Raw genomic sequence first — 24,121 nt, 5'->3', positions numbered from 1 at the left:
GCGGTGATTGCCCGCCATATCGCCTGATCGGAGTGCAAACTTGAACTGCCCCTGATCCAGGCGTGTCGTTCGGTTGACACTGAAATTTCAGTGGCTGCATGCCCGCGCCGACAATCGCGGCGTGTCGATCATTTCCTCCCCTTCCTCTGCCGATTCACCGGATCCACTGGATTCGCCCGCGGGCGAGCTGTCCTTCCGTCATCCGGTGGTGGCGGGCGTGCTGGTGCTGGGTCTGCTGCTGTCGCTGGTCGCCTGGTGGGCCCTGGCCCGGCATCAGGCGCAGGAGGCCGATCGCCGCTTCGAGATGCAGGTGCAGGTGCGCCAGCAGCATCTGGTGCGCCATGTCGACCATCTGCAGCGCCTGGCGCGCAGCTTCCAGGGGCTGTTCCTCGCCAGCCGGGAGGTGTCGGCCCAGGAGTTCGCTGCGCATTTCGATGTGCTGCAGATCGCCCGCGGTCTGCCCGAAGTGCTGTCGGTGCGCTACGACAACTGTCCCGCGGCCGTGGTCTGTGCCGGGCCGGTCTTCCTGAGCACGAACGGTCTGGGCACGGCGGGACGCGATCTGCCGGCCGGGCCGGGCGATGCGGCGGATGCCGCAGCGGTCGACGCGGACAGCCGCGACCGCAACCGGACGGTCATGCATGCGCCGCTGCATCTGGCCGACGGCCGGGTGGCGCTGCAGATCAGCGCGCCGGTCTATCTGGGCGGCGAGGGTGACCCCGGCTCCGTCGAGAGCCGGCGCGAGCACCAGGCCGGCCACCTGCGGGTGCTGGTCGATGCGGCGCGGCTGATGCAGGTCAGCCGGGTGGGCGAGGCCGAGTTCGACGGACTGCGGCTCCAGCTCAGCGATGTGGGCAGCGTGGCCGATGGCCGCTCGCCCCAGCCGGTCCGCACGGTCCATGCCGATCCCGGCGGGCTCGCGCCGGCGTCATCGCGCGACCGGCGCGATCTGACCTTCGAGGTCGGCGAGCGGCTCTGGCGCCTGAGTCTGGTCCGCCCGCCCTCCGAGCCGCTGCTGGGCGCGATGCCGCTGCTGGCGCTGATGTCCGGGCTGGTGCTGACGGCCGCAGCCGTCGCGCTGGTGATGCGGCTGCTGCGGCGTGCCAGCCGCAGCGAGGCCGAATGCCGCCGGCTCGACAGCATCGTCGCCGACGATGACGCCCGGCTGCGCAGCATCGCCCGCCAGGACGGGCTGACCGGTCTGCTCAACCGCGAGGCCTTCCAGGAGCTGCTGGCCGAGCGGCTGCACCTGTGGGCGCTGCAGCCGGCTGCGGCCGGGCGGCTGGTGCTGGTGCAGCTCGACCTGGACCGCTTCCAGAAGATCAACGAGATGCTCGGCCACGGGGCGGGCGACCAGGTGCTGCTGGCGATCGGCGAGCGGCTGTGCGGACTCGGCGGCCTGAACGGGGCGCCGAGCGGTCTGCCGGCCGAGCCGGTCCTGCTGGCGCGACTGGGCGGGGACGAGTTCATGCTGCTGTTCCAGGGGCCGATGCTGGGCGACGTGGCGGTGATCGAGGCGCTGGCGCGTCAGCTCATCGAGCGCCTCGGCCAGCCGCTGCAGGTCGGCAGCCACACCCTGCGTCCGGGCTGCAGCCTGGGGCTGGCCTGGATCGACGCCGGCGCGGTGGCGGACCTGAGCGCCGGCACCGATGACATCGGCCTGATGGTGCGCACCGATCGGGCGCTGCACCAGGCCAAGCGCGCCGGCCGTGCCCAGTTCCGCATCGATGCCGGGCAGGAGGTGCCGGTGCCGGTCGATCAGCTCCGCCTCGAGGCGGATCTGCATCATGCGATCGAGCGGCGCGAACTCGAGCTGTTCTTCCAGCCGCAGTTCGATGGCCGCACGCTGCAGGTGGTGGGCGCCGAGGCTCTGCTGCGCTGGCGCCATCCGCAGCTGGGCATGGTGCCGCCGGACCGTTTCATCCCGCTGGCCGAGGAGTCCGGCCTGATCGTGCCGATCGGACGCTGGGTGATCGACGAGGCCTGCCGCCAGGCGGCGCAATGGTCGGCGCTGGCGTGCCGGCCGATCGGGGTGGCGGTGAATGTGTCGGTGCGGCAGATGCTGGGCGACGACATCGCGTCGGTGGTGGCGCAGGCACTGCGGCGCCACGCGCTGCCGGCACAGCGCCTCGAGCTGGAGATCACCGAGAGCCTGGCGGTGGGCGATGTCGCCCAGGCGCGGCTGCTGCTGGCGCGCCTGGCGGATCTGGGTGTCGGCGTGGCGATCGACGACTTCGGCGTCGGCTACTCCAGCCTGGCCTATCTGCGCGACCTGCCGGTGCAGCGGGTCAAGATCGACCGCTCCTTCCTGCGCCAGGTGCCGCAGGATGCCGGCAGCTCCCGGCTGGTCGGCGCGATGGTGTCGATGGCGCGCGCGCTGGAGATCGGCCTGGTCGCCGAAGGCGTCGAGACGGTCGAGCAGCTCGATTTCCTGTGCGAGCAGGGCTGCGACGCGATCCAGGGCTATCTGCTCGGCCGCCCCATCGCCGGCGACGACTTCCTGCATCGCCTGATGGCCGACGACTTCGGGCATCGCGGCAGAAATCCGGCAGCAAAGTCGTGATCTTTGGTCAACCCTGAAACAGGGGGTTTTTGCTGTGCAATATTCCTCTTTTGAATTGAATCATTGACTGATTCTTGAGAGTCAACCCCGTGGATGCGGGTGTTGTGGCGGTGATTTTCGAGATTTTTCTAGGTACGGTGCAGATCAGGGGAATGCGACACCCGGCCCACGCAGAAAGCAAGAAGCTCGTCCGACGAGCCTCCGCGTGTCGTCAATGCACCACCAAGAAGGTCCGACATGATCCGCACGAAGATCGCCTCCACTTCTGCCGCCACTTCTGCTGCCGCTTCCACCGCCGCCCTGCTGGCGGCGCTCCTGATCGGCGCTGCCGCACCGGCACCGGTCGCCGCCGAGACCCGCCATGCGGCGGTCATCACGCTCGATGGCAACTGGTACCTGCAGTCCGGCCAGGTCCGCAACGACTCCTCGGACGGCATCACGCTGACCGGGTTCTGGTACTCGATGGGGGCCCAGGAGGCCGGCATCGGGGTCTGGGAGCGCTACGAGGGCAGCCACCAGACGCTCGATCCGCTGGCTGGCACCAGCGATCACTATTCGACCGCCTACTGGGGCGGCCTGAGCCTGGACAGCGGCCAGTCGATGCGCTTCGGCGGTCTGGACCTGGACCGCATCGCCTCGACCTCGCCGGTGCGCATCGACAGCGAGACCATCGACAGCACCGGCAGCTCGCTGCGCAATGCCTATGTCGAGGTGCTGTTCAGCGATGGTCTGCGCGGTCGGGTGGCGCTGGCGGCGCAGTCCTGGAACACCACCCAGGTGCTGACGATCCAGGTGGCGTCGCCGGTGCCCGAGCCGGCGGCCGCGGCGATGTTCGGCGCCGGTCTGCTGGGCCTGGCCGTTTTCGGCCGCCGGCGTCAGCAGGCGACCCGTTCAGGCCGCTGGGGCTGAGGCCGGCGCCGGCGCGAACTGCGTCCAGGCCTGCAGCGCCTCGGCGCAGTACATCAGCGCCGGCCCGCCGCCCATGTAGACCGCCACGCCGAGCATTTCCTCGAACTCGGCGCGCGTGGTGCCCAGGCGGATCAGCGCCTTGACATGGAAGCCGATGCAGCCGGCGCAGCGCTGGCTGACCGCGATCGCGGTGGCGATCAGCTCCTTGTGCTTTTCCGACAGCGCGCCGTCGGCCATCGAGGCCGCGGCCATCGCGCCGAAGCCCTGCATCGTGCCCTTCTGGGTCTGGCGCAAGCTGGCGAGCTCGCGGCTGATGTCGCGGGTGAGGTCGGGATAGTGGATCTCGGACATGGCGGGCAGGGCCGGCAGCGCAGGCCTGGAGTGGGTTAATACCCAACATGGTATGTTGGGCGACCAAATCGGCCTTGATGGCGGTCAAGGCGGTCGAATCCGTCGCCGTCTGTGGCCTTCGGCGATCCGGCTGGCGGCGCGGGCCGGACTGCGGCGACAATGGAGGGTTTCCCCTTCGCCCCGCCAGATCTGCCGAGAGGGCCCGACCCGTGACCGCCTCCACCCTGACCGCGCCGCCCAGCCCCCCGAAGCTGCTGAACCAGTACCGTCCGTACTGGCCGAAACGCTTCGGCACCGCGCCCTTCCTGCCGATGAGCCGCGCCGAGATGGACCAGCTCGGCTGGGATTCCTGCGACATCGTCATCGTGACGGGCGACGCCTATGTCGACCATCCGAGCTTCGGCATGGCGGTGATCGGCCGCACGCTCGAGGCGCAGGGCTTTCGCGTCGGCATCATCGCGCAGCCCGACTGGAACTCGGCCGAGCCCTTCCGGGCGCTGGGCCGACCGAACCTGTTCTTCGGCGTCGCCGCCGGAAACATGGATTCGATGATCAACCACTACACCGCCGACCGGAAGATCCGCTCGGACGATGCCTACACGCCCGGCGGCGTGGCCGGCAAGCGCCCGGACCGCGCCACGCTGGTCTACACCCAGCGCTGCCGCGAGGCCTTCAAGGACGTGCCGGTGATCGCCGGCGGCATCGAGGCGTCCCTGCGCCGCATCGCGCACTACGACTACTGGCAGGACAAGGTGCGCCGCTCGATCCTGGTCGACGCCAAGGCCGACCTGCTGCTCTACGGCAATGCCGAGCGCGCCATCGTCGAGATCGCGCACCGCCTGGCCGCGCGCGAGCCGATCGAGCGCATCACCGACGTGCGCGGCACCGCCTTCCTGCGCCGCACCGACGACCCCAGCGCCGCCGGCTGGTTCGAGCTGGACTCGACCGAGGTCGACCGGCCGGGCCGCATCGACGCCTTCATCAACCCCTACCAGACCACCGAGGAGCAGGCGGCCGAGCAGGGCACGACCTGCGCGAAGGAGTCCGGCGGCGCCCCGGCGGCCGATGGCGCGCAGCCGATCCGCCTCATTCCGTCGGCGCGGGCGCTGTCGGGCCGCATCCAGCTGCCGCCGCGCGAGCGCACCGTGATCCGGCTGCCGTCCTACGAGCAGGTCAAGTCCGACCCGGTGCTCTACGCCCACGCCAGCCGGGTGCTGCATCTGGAGACCAATCCCGGCAACGCCCGCGCGCTGGTGCAGCGCCACGGCGAGCGCGATGTCTGGATCAACCCGCCGCCGATCCCGCTGACGATGGCCGAGATGGACCAGGTCTTCGATCTGCCCTACGCGCGCAGCCCGCACCCGAGCTATGCCGACGAGACCGGTGGCCATGACGGCGCGACCAAGATTCCGGCCTGGGAGATGATCCGCTTCTCGGTCAACATCATGCGCGGCTGCTTCGGCGGCTGCACCTTCTGCTCGATCACCGAGCATGAGGGCCGCATCATCCAGAGCCGCTCGGAAGATTCGATCATCCGCGAGGTCGAGGAGATCCGCGACAAGGTCAAGGGCTTCACCGGCGTGGTGTCCGATCTGGGCGGCCCCACGGCCAACATGTACCGGCTGGGCTGCTGGTCGCCCGAGATCGAGGCGGCCTGCCGCAAGCCGTCCTGCGTCTACCCGGACATCTGCACCAACCTGCGCACCGATCATTCGCCGCTGATCCGCATCTACAAGCGCGCGCGCAACCTCAAGGGCATCAAGAAGATCCTGATCGGCTCGGGGCTGCGCTATGACCTGGCGGTGAAGTCGCCCGAGTACATCCGCGAGCTGGTGACGCACCATGTCGGCGGCTATCTGAAGATCGCGCCCGAGCACACCGAGAGCGGGCCGCTGTCGAAGATGATGAAGCCGGGCATCGGCACCTACGACCGCTTCAAGGCGCTGTTCGAGAAGTTCAGCGAGGAGGCGGGCAAGAAGCAGTTCCTGATCCCGTACTTCATCGCTGCGCACCCCGGCACCCGTGACGAGGACATGATGAACCTCGCGCTGTGGCTGAAGGAGAACGGCTTCCGCGCCGACCAGGTGCAGACCTTCTACCCGAGCCCGATGGCCACCGCGACGGCCATGTACCACTCCGGCATGAACCCGCTCAAGGGCATCAGCCGCGACGCCGCGCGCGCCGAGAAGGTCGACATCGTGCGCGGCGAGCGCCGCCGTCGGCTGCACAAGGCCTTCCTGCGCTACCACGATCCGAACAACTGGCCGCTGCTGCGCGAGGCGCTCAAGGACATGGGCCGCGCCGACCTGATCGGCAACGGCAAGCATCACCTGATCCCGACCTTCCAGCCGGCCACCGACGGCAGCTACCAGAGCGCGCGGCGCAAGAACTCGACGCCGGTCGGCGTCAAGGCGGCGCCGAACCGGCCGGTGGCCAAGGCGGGCGCGAAGAGCGGCGCCGCGCCGTCGGGCCAGAAGATCCTCGTGCCGGGCAGCCGGGGGCAGGCCGCGCCTGCGGTCAAGGCGCCGCCGAAGCCCGGCACGATCCTGACCCAGCACACCGGCCTGCCGCCGCGCGTCACCGGCGCGGCCAGGCGCCGGCCGCGCTGAGATCGCCCGGGCCTTTCAGGTCGCTCAGCCCTTGACCAGGCCGGTCATCGTCAGCACGTCGAAGTGGCTGCCCTTGACCGTCTTCAGCTCGGTGACCAGACGGCTGTTGTTCCAGCGCGGATCGGGGGCGCCGCTCAGGTAGAAGGCGCTGCCATGGTCGGCGACGAACATGCCGTAGGTCTTCAGCGCGGTCAGGACGGCCTTGGCCTCGTTGCTGAAGGTCGTCGGAATCACGAAGGTCGACTTCAGGCGCAGTCGTGCGCCCATCGGCGGCAGCGCGGTGCTGGTGTTGCTGGACGACCAGTGCGTTGCCGGCGGCACATAGGCCTTGCGGGTTCTCGGCACGGTGAAGCGCAGTGCGTGGCGGATGCCGCCGGCACCGCGCATCGCCTCGTCGTAGCGCACCAGGCCGGGAAAGATCGGCAGGCCGGCGGCGTCTGCGCTGGTCCAGCCTGCCTTGGCGGTCGGGCGGATCGTCAGGCTGTCGAGGTGGAAGACCGCGCCGCAGTCGGCCGACCAGCTGCCGTCGGCGTTGGGGAAGGCGCGGTAGAGTTCGTACAGGCGGTTGTTGTCGCGGTCGATGACGATCACATGGCGATCGCCCGAGCTGGCGGCGCCGCCCTCGATCGGCGCGGTGCGCGGCACCGGATAGGGGCCGGGCTCGCTCTCCGAGGCATAGGCGGTGAAGCGGATCGTCACCTTGGCCTGGCTGCCCGAGACCACCACATAGGGAATGCCGATCGGGCCGCCGTCCCAGGTGCCCGAGCCGAAGTCCGGCCGCAGGCTGGCGGTGGCGCCGATGCTGGCGATGATGGCCGCCGAGCCGGGGTCGACCGCGGCCTTCGAGATGTCGGTGTTGAAGGCCTGTCCGGCCGGAAAGGGCAGGGCGCCGTTGAGCGCGGCGTTGTTGCCCAGACTGGCGCCTTTCAGGCTGCCGTAGACCGGAGTGACGGTCTGCGCCTCGGCGCGGGCCGGCCACAGGCCGGGGGCGCTGCCCAGCGCGGCCAGCGCCACCAGCAGCTGGCGCCGCTGCGAGGCGGTGTGCGTCAGGGCTTCGACAGGGCCGATGGCGATCGGGGCATCGGTCGGGGCGACGGAGGTGGGGGCGGTGTTCTTCATCATGGACATCATTGTTCCGGTCCCCGCCGCAAGTGTCTGTGTTCATGGCATCGGGCCCGGTAAGGACCGTTTCCCGGTCGCACAATCCGCCACTGGCGCGTATCAGAGAGAACCAAGACGTGTTTTTCGTTTTTCGGGCCGTCTTCCAGGCCTTCGAGCGGCGAGTCGATCCGTTTCCTGCCGAGGAGATCGCGCCGCCCCGCCCCGGGCTGTGGCGCTTCGTCTGGGACAGCAGCGCCGGCATGCGCGGCCACATCCTGGTGATGGCGCTGTGCACCGCGCTGATCGGTGCCTTCGAGGCCTGGATGTTCGGTGCGCTCGGCACGGTGGTCGACACGCTCGGGCAGGCAGATCCGGCCGGGCTCTGGCACACCCACCGCGCCGACCTGCTGCTGCTGCTGGCCATCGTGCTGGGCAGCGTGGCGCTGGTGGCGCTGCAGACGATGCTCAAGCACCAGACGCTGGCCGGCAGCTTCCCGATGCGGCTGCGCTGGAACTTCCACCGGCTGATGCTCGGCCAGAGCCTGGCCTTCTATCAGGACGAGTTCGCCGGCCGGGTCGCCGCCAAGGTGATGCAGACCGCGCTGGCGGTGCGCGACACCACCTTCATCCTGACCGACATCCTGGTCTTCGTGACCATCTATTTCGTGACGATGACGCTGCTGGCCGGCGGGCTCGACCGCTGGCTGCTGCTGCCCTTCGTGGTCTGGCTGCTGCTGTACGCCGCCTCGGTGGCCTGGTTCGTGCCGAGGCTGGCGCGGGTCGGTCGCACGCAGGCGGATGCGCGCTCGCTGATGACCGGCCGGGTCAGCGATGCCTACACCAACATCGCCACCGTCAAGCTGTTCTCTCATGCACGGCGCGAGGCCGACTTCGCCCGCAGCGCGATGGGCGACTTCCTGGTCACGGTGCATGGCCAGATGCGGCTGGTCAGCCTGTTCGAGATCGTCAACCATCTGCTGAGCATGGGCCTGATCGCCGCCACCGCCGGCATGACGCTGTGGCTGTGGAGCCAGGGCCAGGTCGGCATCGGTGCGGTGGCGGCGGCCACCGCGATGGCGCTGCGCCTGAACGGCATGTCGCACTGGGTGATGTGGGAGATGACCGGCCTGTTCGAGCACATCGGCACGGTGCAGGACGGCCTGGCCACGCTGTCGCAGCCGCGCCGGGTGGTCGACCGGCCGGGCGCGGCCACGCTGGCGGTGCCGCGCGGCGAGATCCGGCTGGAGCGGCTCACCTTCGGCTACGGCGGCGCGACCGACGAGCCGCTGATCCGCGATCTGGACCTGCACATCCGCCCGGGCGAGCGGGTCGGCCTGGTCGGGCGCTCCGGCGCGGGCAAGTCGACGCTGACCCATCTGCTGCTGCGCTTCCATGACCTGCAGGGCGGGCGCATCCTGATCGACGGTCAGGACATCGCCACCGTCACCCAGGACAGCCTGCGCGCGCAGATCGGCATGGTCACGCAGGACACCTCGCTGCTGCACCGCTCGGTGCGCGACAACATCCTGTACGGCCGCCCGGACGCGGGCGACGCCGAGATGATCGAGGCCGCGTGCCGCGCCGAGGCCGACGGCTTCATCCGCCAGCTCTCCGACCCGTCCGGGCGCAGCGGCTACGACGCGCAGGTCGGCGAGCGCGGCGTCAAGCTCTCGGGCGGCCAGCGCCAGCGCATCGCCATCGCGCGGGTGATCCTGAAGGATGCGCCGATCCTGCTGCTCGACGAGGCCACCAGCGCGCTCGACTCCGAGGTCGAGGCGGCGATCCAGACCAGCCTGGACACGCTGATGCAGGGCAAGACGGTGGTGGCGATCGCGCACCGGCTCTCGACCATCGCGGCGATGGACCGGCTGGTCGTGCTCGACCGCGGCCGCATCGTCGAGCAGGGCGACCACGCCACGCTGCTGGCGCAGGGCGGGCTGTATGCGCGGCTCTGGGCACGCCAGAGCGGTGGATTTATCGGCGAGGATGAAACTGGATGTATCGAGCAACCGGATTTATCCGGTAATTCGGCCTCAAGTTCTGGCTAACGCGGTCGGTCGGACGCATGGCCCGTGGGTACACTCTTTCCCGCAGGATTCTTCATAAATCACTAACCGAACGGTACCGCCGCCTCGCTCTCCAATGGCCGCACGATCCCCGGCAACTCCCTCGACCCAGTTCGACCTGAAGAGCGCCTCGCTGGCGCTGGTCGCGCTGGTGCTGCGCACCACCCGGCTGGAAGAGCTGGAGGCGCAGTTCGAGGCACGCATCGCGCCGTCGGCCGACTTCTTCAATCGCGATCCGGTCGTCATCGACCTGACGCATGTGCGCGATCAGGTCGAGCCGGTCGACTTCGCCGGTCTGGCCGCGCTGCTGCGCCGCTACAGCATGGTGCCGGTGGCGGTGCGCTCGGGCTCGCCCGAGCAGCTGGAAGCCGCGCTGGAGGCGGGTCTGTGCGAGGCGCCCGATTCCGGCGCCGATCTGCCCCATGCCCGCGTCGCGCCGCCGCCGGAGCCGGTCGCAGCGCCCGAGCCTGAGCCGGTCGCGCCGGCCGAGGCAGCAGCGGATGCCACCGATCCGGACGCGCCGTCCGAGGACGAACCGGCGCTGCCGGTGCCGACGCTGCTGGTGGTCGACCGGCCGCTGCGCTCGGGCCAGCAGGTCTATGCGAAGAACGCCGACCTGGTGGTGCTGGCGCTGGTCAGCCACGGCGCGGAGGTGATCGCCGACGGCAGCATCCATGTGTACGCGCCGCTGCGCGGCAAGGCGATCGCCGGCGCGACCGGCGACATCAGCGCGCGCATCTTCTCGACCTGCATGGAGCCGGAGCTGATCTCGGTGGCCGGCATCTACCAGACCACCGACCCGCCACTGCCGGTCGAGGTGCGCGGCAAGGCCGCACAGGTCCGGCTCGACGGCGACACGCTGGTCATCGAGGCCATCAAGGCCTGAAGCCCCCACAAGGGCTGCAGGCGGGACAACGACAACAGACAAAGACGAAGAAAGGACCACGACGGATGGCCAGGATCATCGTAGTGACCTCCGGCAAGGGTGGAGTCGGCAAGACCACGACCAGCGCAAGCTTCGCGTCGGGGCTGGCGATGCGGGGGCACAAGACCGCAGTGATCGACTTCGACGTCGGTCTGCGCAACCTCGACCTGATCATGGGCTGCGAGCGCCGGGTCGTGTACGACCTGATCAACGTGATCAACGGCGAGGTCAATCTTCACCAGGCGCTGATCAAGGACAAGAACTGCGAGAACCTGCATGTGCTGGCGGCCTCGCAGACCCGCGACAAGGAGGCCCTCAACAAGGAGGGCGTCGGCCGGGTCTTCCAGGAGCTGGCCGAGCAGGGCTTCGAGTACATCGTCTGCGATTCGCCGGCCGGCATCGAGACCGGCGCGATGATGGCGATGCACTTCGCCGACGAGGCGCTGGTGGTGACCAATCCCGAGGTGTCGTCGGTGCGCGACTCCGACCGGATCCTGGGCATGCTCAGCTCCAAGACGCTGCGTGCGATCGAGGGCCGCGAGCCGGTCAAGGAGCATCTGCTGATCACCCGCTACAACCCGAGCCGGGTGCAGGGTGGCGAGATGCTGTCGCTGGCCGACATCAACGAGATCCTGCGCATTCCGCTGATCGGCGTGATTCCGGAGTCCGAGGTGGTGCTGCAGGCCTCCAACCAGGGCGTGCCGGTGATCCACATGAACGGCAGCGATGCCTCCGAGGCCTACAAGGACGTGGTGGCGCGCTTCCTCGGTGAGGACAAGCCGATGCGCTTCATCGATGTGGTCAAGCCGAGCTTCTTCAAGCGGCTCTTCGGCGCGAGGTGACCCGATGGGGTTTCTTTCCTTCATGCTCGGCGAGAAGCAGAAGTCCGCGACGGTGGCCAAGGAGCGGCTGCAGATCATCCTGGCGCACGAACGCAGCTCGCGCAGCTCCAGCCCCGACTACCTGCCGGCGCTGCAGCGCGAGCTGCTGGCGGTGGTGACCAAGTACGTCGCGATCCATCCGAACGATGTCAAGGTCCACCTCGAGCGCCATGACAACCTCGAGGTGCTCGAGGTCAAGATCGAGCTGCCCGAGTCGCCTCAGCGCTGAGCGCCGGCCTGGCAGCGCAGCACCGTGCCGACGCCGCGCTGCCCGCACGGCGTCCAGGCCTGCAGGTCGGGATGCGGTGTGCCCTGCAGATCGATGTCGGCCTGCACCGTGTCCCAGTCGCGCACGCCCTGTGCGTCCACCGTCATGCGCAGCAGCCAGCCGCGGCGTGCCGGCGCGAAATCCTCGAAGCCGTCGAAGACGAAGTTGCCCAGGCTCCAGACCACCGGCCGTCCGGCCACCAGGTCGGCGCCCTGGGTGACATGCGGGTGGCCGCCGACCACCGCGTCCGCGCCGGCCTCGATCATGCGCCGCGCCAGGCGGCGCTGGCGCTCGCCCGCTTCCGGCTCGCGCTCCCAGCCCCAGTGCATGAAGGGAATCACCACGTCGGCGCCGGCCTGGCGCGCGGCGCGGATGTCGGCCACCACCTGCAGGTCGTCGCTCCAGGCCACGCCGGGCGTGGACGGGCCGGCACGGAAGCTGCGCGGCTTGAACTCGTTGTAGGCCAGCAGCGCGATGCGCAGCCCGGCGCGCTCGATCCACAGCGGCCGGTGCGCCTCGCGCAGGTCGCGCCCGCCGCCGAAGGGCGCGATGCCGGCCGCGCGCACCCGCTCCAGCGTCTCGACGAAGGCCGCCGAACCCTGGTCGCCGGCATGGTTGTTGGCCACCGACAGCGCGTCGAAGCGGCCCTGCAGCACCCGCAGCGTCGCCGGGTCGGCGCGGAAGCTGTAGATCTTGTTCGGCAGCGGCGTGCCGCTGGCGGCGACCGGGCACTCGAGGTTGCCGATGCGCACGTCGGCCTGGCGCAGCAGCGCGTCGAAGGGGGCCAGCGGATCGCCACCCGCCGCGATCAGCCGGCCCGGCCCGTCGTCGAGCATCAGGTCGCCGGCGAAGACCAGGCGCACGCGGGCGTCGGGGTCGGCGCGCCGTGCCGGGCGCGCGGCCGGCACCGGCCGAGGCGGTGGCGGCAGTGGTGCGGCGGTGCGTTCGCAGGCGTACTGCAGCTCGCCGTCGCGCAGCGGCTCGTGCACCCGCTGCCAGCCGGTGAAGCCGCCGTCGGCCGCGCGTGCCGATCCACGCGCCGGCAGCCGGAAGCGGCCCTGTTGCAGCGGCAGCGGCGACTGGTCGGCATCGCGGTCGGCATCGGTGTCGACACGCAGCTCGATCATGCGGCCGTCGCGCTGCAGCACCGCACGCCACAGGAAGTAGGATCCGACCGGCTGCGCCGGCGTGCCCAGTGCATCGGCGCGCTCGTCGAGCTCGACGACGCGGGTCTCGCCGCCGTAGTCGACATGGCAGCGCACCAGCGGCGCGGCACCGGCCGCGCCTGCCAGAGCGCTGGCGGCCAGCAGCAGGGCGGCCTGACGGGCGGGTCGGGCCATCATCGGTCTTGTCATCGGGAGGATCTTCATCATGGGCTCAGGCATTACCACGCAACGGGCGGCGCGCATCTTCGCATCGTCGTCGCTGTCGTCGCCGCTCCGGGCCGGGCTGGCGCTCGGGCTGGCCCTGGCGCTGTCGGGCTGCGATGCGCAGCGCGAGGCCCGGCTGCAGCCCGGCCAGGCCACCGAGCAGGAGGTGCTGCGCGAGTTCGGCACGCCGGTGACGATCCGGGTGCAGCCTGACGGCCTGCGCCGGCTGGAGTTCTCGGCCCAGCCCGAGGGATCGACCAACCATGTCGCCACGATCGGCACGGATGGCCGGCTGGTGCAGCTGCGCCAGCTGCTGCAGCCCGAGAGCTTCGCGCAGATCCGCCCCGGCATGACGGTCGAGCAGGTGCGCGAGCAGCTCGGCCCGCCCGCGCTGAAGGAGGCCTATGCGCTAAAGAAGGAGGAGGTCTGGGACTGGCGCTGGCAGGACGGTCCGACGCGGCGCATCTTCCGCGTGAGCTTCGACTTCGACGGCCGGGTGCTCTCGGCTGCGGCGATGGATGATCCGCGCGATCTCTACCGCTGAGTCCGGCGGCAGCGTGCCGATGTAGCTCGGCGCGGGTTCCTCGGCCTGCTCGACATAGCGCCAGTCCTCGCCGACCGGCTGCAGTCCGGCCGGCACCGGCGGGGCCGGCGCGATGGCGCTGCCGGCCAGCGCGCTGGCCATGAAGTCCATCCAGCTCTGCCGCGCCAGCGCGACCGGGTCGAAGGCACCGGCATCGGGCGCCAGCGTGGCGGCGCGGCCGATCCAGGTCACCGTGACCAGCCGCTGCTGGTAGCCGGCGAACCAGCCGTCGCCCTGGTCGGAGCGCCCGGCCCGGGCGAACAGGTCGGGGCGCTGCAGCCGGTCGAGCACCGGCGCGGCCTGGCCGGCCAGCAGGTGGTCCTTCAGCAGCGTGCCCATCAGGAAGACATTGCGGGCCGGCACCACCCGCTGGCCCGGATCATGCGGCGGCAGCGCGGGCGGGCGGTAGATCACCACGCCGGAGGCGTCGGTGATCCGGTCCACGAAGTTGGGCGCGACCGGATCGCCGCCGTCGCGCGCCAGCACGCTGTAGGCGCGGGCGAGCTGCATCGGCGTGGTGCCGGCCTGGCCGGTGGCCAGGGTCAGATCGCTGGGCAGCCGGTCGCGGTCGAAGCCGAAGCGCTCCAGCCAGTCGCGGGTCGTGTCGATGCCCACATGCCGCAGCCGCTGCACGGCGGCATGGCGCGCGTCGATCAGCTGGGCCTGGCGCAGCGTCAGCACCCGGGCCTCGCCGGCGGGTGCCTGCGCCAGGGTCGCGCCTTCCTCGGGCAGCGGCGCGTCGCTGATCAGGCTGTCGGGCATGACCCCGCGCTCGAGCGCGGCCGAGTCGATGAAGGGCTGCAGCGCCGAGCCGGCCGGCCGCCAGACCGCGGTGGCCCGGTCCAGCGGACTGCGGTGATGGTCGAAGCCACCGACCAGCGCGCGCACCCGGCCATCGATCGGATCGAGCGCCACCAGCGCGCCCTCGGCCTGCGGCCATTGCGCCAGGCTCCAGAAGGTGCCGCCGTCCTCGCGCTGCAGGCGCTCGAGCCGGATGACCGCGCCCCGGCGCAGCGCGGGCGTGCCCGGCGGCGCCTCGTGCAGGCGCTGCAGGCCGATCGGCCCGAGGGCCACCGCCCGCCCGTCGGCCAGCCGGGCTTCCAGACCGTCGACCCGCACCGTGGTCACGACCGCCAGACGCAGATCCTCGTCATCGCGCCGGTCGCGCAGCGCCTGCGCGGCGATGCGGTCGAGTGCGCTGCCCTCGATGCCCTCGGGCAGATCCTCCTGGCCCTCCGGGCCGCGCCAGGGGCGGGTGCGCTCCTGGGCCATCAGGCTCTGGCGCAGCGCGGCATGGGCGGCGCGCTGCTCGGCCGCGGTCACGGTGGTGTAGATCCGGTAGCCCTGGGCATAGACCGATTCGCCCAGCCGCGCCGCCGCCCAGCGCCGGGCCATGTCGGCCAGATGGCCGGCCTGGACCTCGGTCTGGCTGGGCCGGCGAACCACCAGCACCTCGGCCTCGGCGCTGGCGCGCTGGGCGGCGCTGATCAGGCCGTCGCGCTCCATGCGCTGCAGCACCTGACGCTGCCGGGTGCGTGCGCGTTCCGGGTTGACCACCGGATTGGCCCAGGCCGGGTTCTGCGGCAGGCCGGCGAGCATCGCGGTCTCCGCCAGCGTCAGCGTCTGCAGGGGTTTGCCGAAATAGGTCCGCGCCGCAGCGGCGAAGCCATGGCTGCGCTGGCCCAGGTCGATCTGGTTCAGGTAGAGCTCGAGAATGCGCGGCTTGTCCAGCTCGCGCTCGATGCGCAGCGCCAGCAGCGCCTCGCGCAGCTTGCGCTCGAGCGTGCGGTCCTGGTTGAGGAAGAAATTGCGCGCCACCTGCTGGGTGATGGTCGAGCCGCCCTCGCGCAGCTCGCCGCCGAGGTTGGCCAGCACCGCGCGCGCGATGCCGATCGGGTCGATGCCGGGGTGACGCAGGAAGCGCCGGTCCTCGACCGCGATGACCGCCTGCTGCAGCAGCGGCGGGATCTGCGCGATCGGCACGAACTCGCGGTTCTCCTCGCCGAACTGGGCGATCGGCACGCCGTCGGCGGTGAAGACCTGCAGCGGCTGCTGCGGCTGGTAGTGCAGCACCCGGTCCAGCGCGGGCAGCTGCGGCCACAGCCGGGCCACCGCGATCGCGACCGCCGCCGAGCCGGCCAGCAGCAGCAGCGTGAGCAGCACCGCCAGGGTGAGCAGGATCCGGCGGCAGGACAGGACGAGAGACTTCTTCGTCACGACAGGGAGACGGGCGATGGCGGGTTCGGCAACAGGGTCTGGCCCCGACAGGTCGATGCTGGACCGACGGCAGCCCCGCACTGTAACCGCCTGTACCAAGTCGCGGCCCCGGCCAAGGCATGGGTTGCTATGCTGCGATCATGGCCGAAGCCCTCAGGAACCTGCTCGACGAAGTGGCCGTCGGACAGCTCGGATTTCATCTGGCACGGGTGCTGCCCGGGCTGGACCGCCACGCCTTCGAGACCGAGGCCTGTGCCGGGCTGCAGGCGCTCGAGCTCAAGGCGCGGGTGCAGCATCTGTCGGCGGTGCTCGAGCGCCATCTGCAGCGGGTGCTGGCGGACGACTTCGCGGCCGCCTGCGACGCGCTGGAGGCGGCACTGGCGCCGCCCGGCACGGTGCCCTGGGGCGAGGCGCCGCGCGGACCGGCCGATCCGGCCGCCGGCCTGGCGGGCTGGGTGGTGTGGCCGCTGACCGACTGGGTGGCGCGCTGCGGCCTGCATGAGCCCGATCGTGCGCTCGATGCGCTGCACGCGATGACCCAGCGCTTCACCGCCGAATGGGCGGTGCGGCCCTTCATCGAGCGCCATCCGGAGCGGACCTGGGCGCGGCTGGCCGCCTGGTGCGAGGATCCGAGCGAGCATGTGCGCCGGCTGGCGAGCGAGGGCAGCCGGCCGCGCCTGCCCTGGGGCCGGCAGCTGCAGGGCCTGATCCGCGATCCCGCGCCGACGCTGCCGCTGCTGGCGCGGCTGCAGGACGATCCGAGCGCCTATGTGCGCCGCTCGGTCGCCAATCACCTCAACGACATTTCCCGCGATCATCCGGAGCAGCTGCTGCATTGGCTGCAGGCGCATCTGCCGCAGGCGCCGGCGCCGCGCCGGGCGCTGCTGCGCCACGCCAGCCGCACGCTGATCAAGGCCGGCCACGCGCAGGTGCTGGCCGCCTGGGGCCAGGGCGAGCCGCTGGCCGGCCGCGCGACGCTCACGCTGCGGCCCGGCGCGATCGCGCTGGGCGAGGCGGTGGAGCTGCGCGTCGGGCTGCAGTCGCAGGCCGGGTCGGCGCAGCCGCTGGTGATCGACTATGCGGTCCACCAGGTGAAGGCGGACGGCCGCACCTCGCCGAAGGTCTTCAAGGGCTGGACCCTGACGCTGGCGCCGGGCGAGGCGCGGGTGCTGGTGCGCCGCCATGCGCTGCGCGCGATCAGCACCCGACGCCACCATCCCGGCTGGCACCGGGTCACGCTGCAGGTCAACGGGCAGACGCTGGCCGAGGCCGGCTTCGAGCTGCTGACCGGCGGTTGATGCGCCCCGGGCGGGCTCAGCGCGCCAGCCGCGCGGCGAAGTCCGCCGCGTCGAAGCCGACGCTGAAGCGGCCGTCCGGCCAGCGCACCAGCGGCCGGCGGATCACGCTGGGCTGGGTCTGCATCAGCGCGATCGCGGCGGCCGCGTCGGTCACGGCGGCCCGCTCGGCCTCGTCGAGCCGGCGCCAGGTGGTGCCGCTGCGGTTGATCAGCCGCTCCCAGCCCAGCGCCTCGCTGGCGGGCCCGAGCAGCTCGGCGGGCACGCCCTGCTTCCTGAAGTCGTGGAAATGCACCTCGACGCCGGCGGCCGGTGCCTGTGCGGCCAGCCAGGCGCGCGCCTTCTTCACCGTGTCGCAGTTCGGGATGCCGTGCAGCGTCAGCACGCGGGGCGCGGGGGTCTGCATCGCCGCTTCCATCACTGGCGCGCGGTGCGCACGTTGGCCGGCAGCGTCGCCGGATGGCTGGTGCGCCAGGGGCTGATGTCCAGGCCGCCGCGGCGGGTGTAGCGCGCGTAGACCTGCAGCCGCACCGGCTGGCAGCGCTCCAGGATGTCCGTGAAGATGCGCTCGACGCACTGCTCGTGGAACTCGTCGTGCTCGCGGAAGCTGATCAGGTAGCGCAGCAGCCCCTCCTGGTCGATCTGCGGGCCGGTGTAGCTGATCTGCACGCTGCCCCAGTCGGGCTGGCCGGTGACCAGGCAGTTGCTCTTGAGCAGGTGCGAGGTCAGCGTCTCGGTGACCGGCTGCTCGTCGAAGGCGGCCGTCAGCAGCTCGGGCGCGGGCGGGCCGTAGCGGTCGCAGTCGATGTCCATGCGGTCGAGCAGCACGCCCGACAGCTCGTGGATCGGCTGCGCGTCGAAGGCCTCCGGCAGCACCAGCCGCACGCCCACCCGGGCGCCGGCGGCCGCGCTCAGGTCGTGCACCAGCATCTCGCGCAGCCGCTCGGGCGACTCCACCCGGGTCATGTTGAAGCTGTTGAGGTAGAGCTTGAAGGACTTGCTCTCGATGATGCAGGGCGAGTCGCAGGGCACGGTGATGGTGGCGATCGCCACCTGCGGCTTGCCGCGCGGCGTCAGCCACGACAGCTCGTAGGCGGTCCACAGGTCCGCGCCCATGAAGGGCAGGCGCCCGGCGGCGATGCGCTCTGCGCTCAGGCCGATCTCCTCGCGCTTCGGGGTGCGCGAGATCGGGTACAGCAGCTCGGGCGCGTAGGTCGCGCGGTAGCTGGCGGTCTTGCCCAGCAGCGAGCCGCTCGGATCGCGGGCCGGGGACGGGGAGGAGGGGGTGTCGCTCATGGCCGCAATGGTAGCGGGGCCGCCCCGCCGGGGCGGTCAGCCCGCGGTGCGGCAGTGCTCGACCGCGTAGCGGATCAGCTCGGCCTGGCCCTCGATGCGCAGCTTGCGGCGGATGTTCTGGCGGTGCGTCTCGACGGTGCGCACGCTCAGGTCGTGCTCGGCGGCGATCTGCTTGCTCGACATGCCGCGCGCCAGGCAGGCGAGGATCTCGGCCTCGCGCTCGGACAGGATCGGGCGCGGGCCGTCGCTGCGTGCGCTCTGGCGCGACAGGCTGGCGCTCAGGAAGGTGTCGCCGGCGGCCACCGCCCGGATCGCGTCGACGATGTCCGACGAGGGCGCGTCCTTCAGCACATAGCCGCGTGCGCCGGCCTGCATCGCCTGGTGCACATAGTCCGGGTTGTCGTACATGCTCAGCACGATCACATGGATCGCCGGCCAGCGCTCGCGGATCTGCGCGGCCAGCGCGATGCCGCTGACCTGCTTCATGCCGATGTCGGTCAGCACCAGCGCGGGTTCGAGCCGCGCGATCGCCTCGAGCGCGCCGTCGGCATCGGCCGCCTCGCCGACGACCTCCAGGCCGCTCTGGTGGTTGATCAGCGTGCGCACGCCTTCGCGCACGAGCGGGTGGTCATCGACGATCAGGATGCGCATCGGATCGGAGGGGAGCCAGGGGTTGGAGGGCGGGCACGGCCAGCCGGCGCACGGCGTCGGCGCCGATCTGGGCGACGACCCGGGTCGAGCCCGGGCGCGACTGTACCCGGAACACGCCGCCGATCGCCTCGACCCGCTCGCGCATGTTGAGCAGGCCGATGCCCCGGCGCGGGTCGGACTGGATGCGCTCCGCATCGAAGCCGTGGCCGTCGTCGGCCACCGTGAGCCGCACCTCGCCGCCGAGGTAGATCAGCCGCAGGTCGACCCGGCTGGCCTGGGCATGCTTCTCGATGTTGGTCAGCGCTTCCTGGGTGATGCGGAACAGCACCGTGTTGACCGCCTCGGGCAGATCGCGCTCGCGTCCGCCGATGCGCATGAAGAAGGCCATCTGCGCATGCTCGGCGAATTCCTCGCCGAGGTGGCGCAGCGCGCTGGGCAGGCCCAGCGTGTCGAGCACCACCGGGCGCAGCCGGTGCGAGATGTCGCGCACCTCGGCCAGGGCCTCCTCGATGCGGCTGCGCGCGCGCTCCAGCGCCACCGGTGCCCGGCCGTGCTCGACGCGCAGCTGCTCCATCGTGCTGTCGAGCAGCAGCTTGATCGACACCAGCGTCTGGCCGGTGCCGTCATGCAGCTCGCGCGAGAGGTGGGCGCGCTCGTTTTCCTGCGACTGCACCACCTGGCGCGCCAGCTGCTGCAGCTGCGCGTCGGCGGCGCGGTGGTCGCCCAGGTTCATCGCCAGCGTGCTGCCGCCCACCAGCGCCAGCGCCATCAGCGCGATGATCGCGATCCAGCCGGTGGTCTTGTCGATGTTGGCGCGCCCCTGGCGCTCCAGCGCGTCCAGCGTGGCCTGCACATCGTCGAGGTAGATGCCGGTGCCGACCATCCAGCCCCAGCGCTGCAGGCCGACGACATAGCCCAGCTTGGGCGCGACCTCGCGGGCACTGGGCTTGTTCCAGACATAGCGGAAATAGCCCTCGCCTTCGCGGGCCTTGGCGATCAGGGCCTGCACCACCGGCTGGCCGTCACGGTCACGGATGTCCCACAGGTTCTGGCCGACCAGCTCGGGCTGGTGCGGCAGCACCAGGCAGCGGCCGCTGTAGTCGTAGGCGAAGAAGTAGCCGTCGCCGTTGTCGTAGTCGAAGGCGTTGAGGATGCGGATCGCTTCCTGCCGGGTGGCTTCGTCGTCGCGCCCGCTGTCGTAGAGCGGGCGGATCATGTTCATCGCCATCTCGACATGGTGGCGCAGCTCGGCCTCCTTGCTGGCGAGGTAGGCGGTCTCGACCAGCGCCCGTTCCTGCAGCGCCAGATCCTGGGCCTGCGAGCGCACCGCCAGCGCGATCACCGCCACCGCCGCCAGCAGCGGCATGACGGCCAGCAGCAGGATGCGTCGGCGCAGCCGCCGCGGACCGATCGGCTCGGACGGGGCGGCGGTCGCGGTCATGGCGGCGGCAAGGCGGGCAGGCGGACCGACGGACCGGCTTCAGGCCTGGGTGGCCTGCATGTACAGCCGGGTCGCGCGGGCGCCGCTGCGGCAGAAGGCCAGGATCGGCCGCGGCAGCGTCGCCAGCAGCTCGGCGAAGCGGGCGATCTCCTCGGGGCTCTGGTAGCCGCCGGCCACCGGCAGGTGCACGTACTGCAGGCCTGCAGCCTGTGCAGCCGCCGCGATCTCGGCGCTGGTCGGCTGGTCCGGGCCGTGCTCGAAGTCCGGGCGGTTGTTGACGACGCTGCGGAAGCCCGCGGCGGCGGCCTCGGCCATCGCGGCCGGGGCCAGCTGCGGCGCCACGCAGAAGTCCGGGGCGACTTGCTGGATCGGCAGGGTGTTGCTCATCGGGAACCTCGCTGAAGCGGGAGTGGAAAAGACCGGAACGGTCTGGCCTGGCCGGTCGGGACGGTCAGCCGGCCAGCGCGCGCTTGACCGCCGCCGACACCAGCGCCATGTCGGCCTTGCCGGCGAGCTGCTGCTTGACCGCGCCCATGACCTGGCCCATCGCGCCGGGGCCGGTGGCGCCCAGGCCGGCGACGATCGCCTGCACCGCGGCATCGATCTCCTCGGCGCTCAGGCGCTGCGGCAGGTAGACCTCGAGCACCTTCAGCTCGGCCGATTCCTTGTCGGCCAGGTCGGTGCGGCCGGCGGCGGTGAACTGGCCGATCGAGTCCTTGCGCTGCTTGATCAGCCGGTCGACGACCGCGACGACGGCCGCGTCGTCCAGCGTGATCTGCTCGTCGACTTCCTTCTGCTTGACCGCGGCCAGCAGCAGGCGGATGGTGCCCAGGCGTTCGCTGTCCTTGGCGCGCATCGCGTCCTTCATGTCGGCGGTGATCTGGTCCTTGAGGCTCATGGTGGATTCCTTGGTGGTCTGAAAACGACAAAACCCGCAACGGCGTCCCGTGCGGGTTCTGGCAGTGCCTGACGGGACGGTGTCCGCCGAGGCGGCGGACCCTGCCGATCAGTACAGGCGCTTGGGCAGCTGCATCGAGCGCACGCGCTTGTAGTGGCGCTTGACGGCGGCGGCCTTCTTGCGCTTGCGCTCGGCGGTCGGCTTCTCGTAGAACTCGCGAGCACGCAGTTCGGGCAGCAGGCCCAGCTTTTCGATCGTGCGCTTGAAGCGACGCAGGGCGACGTCGAACGGCTCGTTTTCCTTGACTCGGATGGTCGTCATGAACTGAAGGATCCTTCGGTTGTGTCCTCGGTGGCCGGCGCGGGGTTTTCCGGAAACCCAGATGTCGTCGACTCGATCGGACTTCTTTGCCAGCAAAGCCGCGGATTGTAGCCCAGGTTTTGCCGACAGTGGTGAATTCGTGAGTGTAGCAGCTGGAGGGCGCTCCGGCGCTGTCCGGAGCCGCTTTTCCGTCATCCGGCGCGCGCGCCGGCCTGCGTGGCCGCCATCGCGTCGGCGCAGGCCGCGGCGCTGGCCCAGGCCCACTGGAAGTTGTAGCCGCCGAGCCAGCCGGTCACGTCGACCACCTCGCCGATGAAGTGCAGGCCCGGCACCTTGCGGCTCTCGAGCGACTGCGAGCTCAGCTCGCGGGTGTCGACGCCGCCGGCCATGACCTCGGCCTTCTTCCAGCCGGCGTCGCCGGCAGGCTGCAGCGACCAGGCGCGCGCGCGCTGCGCCAGCGCCTGCAGGTCGCGGTCGCGGCATTCGGGCATCGGGCGGGCGGCGTCCAGGCCGGCGCCGGCCAGCCAGGCCTCGGCCAGCCGGGCGGGCAGCAGCGTGGCGAACTCGTTGCCGAGCTGGCGGCGCGAGCCCTGCTTGGCTTCCAGAAGCCGCGCGGCCAGATCCAGCCCCGGCGTCAGGTCGATCTCGATCGGCTGGCCCGGCCGCCAGAAGCTGGAGATCTGCAGGATGCCGGGGCCGCTCAGGCCGCGGTGGGTGAAGAGCAGGTCTTCGAGGAAGGTGGTGCGGGCCTTGCCGGCGCCGCAGGAAATGCCGGCCGGCAGCGCGATGCCCGACAGCGCCGCGAACGGTGCCCAGGCCTGCGCGTCGAAGGTCAGCGGCACCAGCGCCGGCCGCGGCGCGATCACGCCCAGGCCGAACTGCTGCGCCACCTTCAGGCCGAAGTCGGTCGCGCCGATGGCCGGCACCGGCAGGCCGCCGGTGGCGATGACCAGGCGCGGCGCCGCCACCGGGCCGGCGTCGGTGTCGAGCTCGAAGCGCGGGGTCTCGCCCTTGCTGCGGCGGATGCCGTGCACGCCGCAGGGCTGGCGGCGGACCACACCGCCGGCCTCGCCCTCGCGCAGCAGCATCGCGATGATGTCCTCGGCGCTGTGGTCGCAGAAGAGCTGGCCCTTGTGCTTCTCGTGGAAGGCGATGCGGTGGCGCTGCACCAGCGCGATGAAGTCGGCCGGCGTGTAGCGCGACAGCGCCGAGCGCGCGAAGCGCGGGTTGTCGGAGAGGTAGTTGGCGGGGCCGGCGTCGCGGTTGGTGAAGTTGCAGCGCCCGCCGCCGGAGATGCGGATCTTCTCGGCGATCCGGTCCGAGTGGTCGAGCAGCAGCACCCGCAGACCCTGCTGGCCGGCGCGTGCGGCGCAGAAAAGGCCGGCCGCGCCGGCCCCGACGATGATGGCGTCGAAATGTTCCATCGGGCGGATTATCCGGGAGGGGCCCGGTGCCGCCCGGCCGCGCCCGGCGACCTCAGACCGGACGCCACTCCAGCCGGCCCTTGGCGAATATCGCCTTCAGCGCGCCGGAGGCGGCCAGCTCGTTGACCACACGTTGCAGCGCCTCGGCCAGGTCGGTGGCGTTCTTCTTCGTCGCCATGCCGACGGCCCAGCCGTCCTTGGGCGCGCGCGGCATCGGCATCGGGCCGATGGCGAAGCGCGGGTCGCCCTGCAGCGTCGATTCCAGCTCCGAGCGCAGGCCGGCGGCGGCCACCACCTCGCCGCGCTGCAGCATCTGTGCGGCGATCACGCCGTTGTCCATCTTGGTCTGCAGCGAGTCGCGCAGCATGCCCGACTCGGCGCCGATCATCAGCCAGCCGGCCAGCGACTGGCCCGGCACCGCCACCGGCCGGCCGCGCAGCGGCTCCAGGCTGTCGAGCTCGGGCAGCTTCGAGAGATCGCGTGCCACCACCACCCGCTCGCGCCAGTAGGGGCCGAAGATGCTGACCTGCGGGTTCTCCATCATCAGCGGGCGGTCGACCGGCACATGCAGCAGCACGTCGGCCGGGCCGTAGCCGAGGTAGTGGCCGCGCCAGACCATGTTGCGCAGGTCGTCGTTCATGTTCTCGCCGGCATTGAAGGGCAGCGGCGAGAGCTCCACCCCCAGCCCCTTGGCCAGCGCCTGCGCCAGCTCCATGTCGATGCCCTGGCCCTTGACATGGAAGGGCGGCAGGTCGTGGTAGAGGCCGACCACCAGCCGGCCGCGCTCGCGCACCCGGGTGAGTGCGCTCTTCTCGTCCTGAGCCCGGGCGCTGCCGCCGACGCCCAGCAACGCGCCCAGGGCCAGCGCCGGTGCGGCGGTGATCAGGCGGCGGCGCGGCAGGCCGGTGGTCTCGTCACGATCGGTCATGGTTCTTGTCTCCGTCTCTGGGGA

General features: G+C 71.1%; 21 protein-coding genes and 1 pseudogene. 9 read left to right on the top strand and 13 right to left on the bottom strand.

The window, feature by feature from the left end; translation table 11 throughout:
• Positions 1-121: 121 nt before the first annotated feature.
• Together NFT33_RS16900 and NFT33_RS16895 are read left to right on the top strand one after the other, a co-directional pair.
• Positions 122-2,563: a putative bifunctional diguanylate cyclase/phosphodiesterase gene (locus NFT33_RS16900; protein ID WP_251677076.1), complete on the top strand. Its 2,442-nt coding sequence runs from the start codon at positions 122-124 to the stop codon at positions 2,561-2,563.
• A gap of 237 nt (positions 2,564-2,800) precedes the next feature.
• Positions 2,801-3,472 (top strand): PEP-CTERM sorting domain-containing protein, encoded by a 672-nt coding sequence (locus tag NFT33_RS16895; RefSeq protein ID WP_220785674.1) that lies wholly within the window; start codon positions 2,801-2,803, stop codon positions 3,470-3,472.
• Here NFT33_RS16895 and NFT33_RS16890 read toward each other — a convergent pair.
• On the bottom strand, positions 3,455-3,823 hold the full coding sequence (locus NFT33_RS16890; protein WP_251677074.1) for a carboxymuconolactone decarboxylase family protein: 369 nt from the start codon (positions 3,821-3,823) through the stop codon (positions 3,455-3,457). The two genes, NFT33_RS16895 and NFT33_RS16890, sit on opposite strands and share 18 nt — an antisense overlap.
• Positions 3,824-4,032: 209 nt before the next feature.
• Here NFT33_RS16890 and NFT33_RS16885 point away from each other — a divergent pair, with 209 nt between their 5' ends.
• Positions 4,033-6,432, top strand: coding sequence for a YgiQ family radical SAM protein (locus tag NFT33_RS16885; protein WP_251677072.1), 2,400 nt, complete (start codon positions 4,033-4,035; stop codon positions 6,430-6,432).
• 24 nt (positions 6,433-6,456) lie between these two features.
• On the opposite strand, the gene NFT33_RS16880 is transcribed toward NFT33_RS16885, so the two are convergent.
• Positions 6,457-7,551 carry a hypothetical protein gene (locus NFT33_RS16880; RefSeq protein WP_246607103.1) on the bottom strand — a complete coding sequence of 365 codons (1,095 nt, stop codon included), beginning with the start codon at positions 7,549-7,551 and terminating at the stop codon, positions 6,457-6,459.
• A gap of 119 nt (positions 7,552-7,670) precedes the next feature.
• On the opposite strand from NFT33_RS16880, the gene NFT33_RS16875 reads away from it, so the two are divergent.
• The 4 genes from NFT33_RS16875 to minE all read left to right on the top strand — a co-directional run bounded on the left by NFT33_RS16875 (position 7,671) and on the right by minE (position 11,634).
• The gene (locus tag NFT33_RS16875; protein ID WP_251677070.1) at positions 7,671-9,581 is read left to right on the top strand and encodes an ABC transporter ATP-binding protein; all 1,911 of its coding nucleotides are present in this window, start codon (positions 7,671-7,673) and stop codon (positions 9,579-9,581) included.
• A 94-nt stretch (positions 9,582-9,675) separates the two neighbouring features.
• Positions 9,676-10,485, top strand: a complete 810-nt coding sequence (gene minC, locus NFT33_RS16870; RefSeq protein ID WP_251677068.1) for a septum site-determining protein MinC — start codon at positions 9,676-9,678, stop codon at positions 10,483-10,485.
• Positions 10,486-10,550: 65 nt separating this feature from the next.
• Complete coding sequence (gene minD / locus NFT33_RS16865; protein ID WP_220785671.1) at positions 10,551-11,366, top strand: septum site-determining protein MinD; 816 nt, start codon at positions 10,551-10,553, stop codon at positions 11,364-11,366.
• A gap of 4 nt (positions 11,367-11,370) precedes the next feature.
• Entirely contained in the window at positions 11,371-11,634 is a 264-nt protein-coding gene (minE, locus tag NFT33_RS16860) for a cell division topological specificity factor MinE (RefSeq protein WP_037482075.1), read from the top strand.
• On the opposite strand, the gene NFT33_RS16855 is transcribed toward minE, so the two are convergent.
• Entirely contained in the window at positions 11,625-13,013 is a 1,389-nt protein-coding gene (locus tag NFT33_RS16855) for a CapA family protein (protein ID WP_251677066.1), read from the bottom strand. The two genes, minE and NFT33_RS16855, sit on opposite strands and share 10 nt — an antisense overlap.
• A 31-nt stretch (positions 13,014-13,044) precedes the next feature.
• Here NFT33_RS16855 and NFT33_RS16850 point away from each other — a divergent pair.
• Positions 13,045-13,482, top strand: a pseudogene (locus NFT33_RS16850) (hypothetical protein); the annotation flags it as partial.
• Here NFT33_RS16850 and NFT33_RS16845 read toward each other — a convergent pair.
• Entirely contained in the window at positions 13,453-15,843 is a 2,391-nt protein-coding gene (locus NFT33_RS16845; protein WP_376744177.1) for a penicillin-binding protein 1A, read from the bottom strand. The pseudogene NFT33_RS16850 and the gene NFT33_RS16845 overlap by 30 nt on opposite strands.
• 140 nt (positions 15,844-15,983) lie before the next feature.
• Between NFT33_RS16845 and NFT33_RS16840 the strand changes: the two genes are divergently transcribed.
• The gene (locus NFT33_RS16840; RefSeq protein ID WP_251677062.1) at positions 15,984-17,141 is read left to right on the top strand and encodes a DNA alkylation repair protein; all 1,158 of its coding nucleotides are present in this window, start codon (positions 15,984-15,986) and stop codon (positions 17,139-17,141) included.
• Positions 17,142-17,157: 16 nt separating this feature from the next.
• Here the strand turns inward: NFT33_RS16840 and NFT33_RS16835 are convergent, their stop codons facing one another.
• The 9 genes from NFT33_RS16835 to NFT33_RS16795 all read right to left on the bottom strand — a co-directional run bounded on the left by NFT33_RS16835 (position 17,158) and on the right by NFT33_RS16795 (position 24,097).
• Positions 17,158-17,544, bottom strand: a complete 387-nt coding sequence (locus tag NFT33_RS16835; protein ID WP_251677060.1) for a Spx/MgsR family RNA polymerase-binding regulatory protein — start codon at positions 17,542-17,544, stop codon at positions 17,158-17,160.
• Positions 17,545-17,555: 11 nt separating this feature from the next.
• Positions 17,556-18,434, bottom strand: a complete 879-nt coding sequence (queF, locus tag NFT33_RS16830; protein WP_251677058.1) for an NADPH-dependent 7-cyano-7-deazaguanine reductase QueF — start codon at positions 18,432-18,434, stop codon at positions 17,556-17,558.
• 36 nt (positions 18,435-18,470) lie between these two features.
• Positions 18,471-19,085, bottom strand: coding sequence for a response regulator transcription factor (locus NFT33_RS16825; protein WP_220785666.1), 615 nt, complete (start codon positions 19,083-19,085; stop codon positions 18,471-18,473).
• Positions 19,063-20,526 carry a cache domain-containing protein gene (locus tag NFT33_RS16820; RefSeq protein WP_251677056.1) on the bottom strand — a complete coding sequence of 488 codons (1,464 nt, stop codon included), beginning with the start codon at positions 20,524-20,526 and terminating at the stop codon, positions 19,063-19,065. The genes NFT33_RS16825 and NFT33_RS16820 overlap by 23 nt, the downstream gene beginning before the upstream one ends.
• Positions 20,527-20,565: 39 nt before the next feature.
• Positions 20,566-20,913 (bottom strand): protein tyrosine phosphatase family protein, encoded by a 348-nt coding sequence (locus NFT33_RS16815; RefSeq protein WP_251677054.1) that lies wholly within the window; start codon positions 20,911-20,913, stop codon positions 20,566-20,568.
• 64 nt (positions 20,914-20,977) lie between these two features.
• The gene (locus tag NFT33_RS16810; protein WP_173806221.1) at positions 20,978-21,424 is read right to left on the bottom strand and encodes a GatB/YqeY domain-containing protein; all 447 of its coding nucleotides are present in this window, start codon (positions 21,422-21,424) and stop codon (positions 20,978-20,980) included.
• Between the two features lie 108 nt (positions 21,425-21,532).
• Entirely contained in the window at positions 21,533-21,745 is a 213-nt protein-coding gene (rpsU, locus tag NFT33_RS16805) for a 30S ribosomal protein S21 (protein WP_037482088.1), read from the bottom strand.
• A 191-nt stretch (positions 21,746-21,936) separates the two neighbouring features.
• Positions 21,937-23,169 (bottom strand): BaiN/RdsA family NAD(P)/FAD-dependent oxidoreductase, encoded by a 1,233-nt coding sequence (locus NFT33_RS16800; RefSeq protein WP_251677052.1) that lies wholly within the window; start codon positions 23,167-23,169, stop codon positions 21,937-21,939.
• Positions 23,170-23,221: 52 nt separating this feature from the next.
• Complete coding sequence (locus NFT33_RS16795) at positions 23,222-24,097, bottom strand: substrate-binding periplasmic protein (protein WP_251677050.1); 876 nt, start codon at positions 24,095-24,097, stop codon at positions 23,222-23,224.
• Positions 24,098-24,121: the final 24 nt, after the last annotated feature.

The organism is Sphaerotilus sp. FB-3 (assembly GCF_023706025.1).
Classification (GTDB): Bacteria; Pseudomonadota; Gammaproteobacteria; order Burkholderiales; family Burkholderiaceae_C; genus Sphaerotilus; species Sphaerotilus sulfidivorans.
This window is presented reverse-complemented; position numbering and strand designations above follow the sequence as displayed.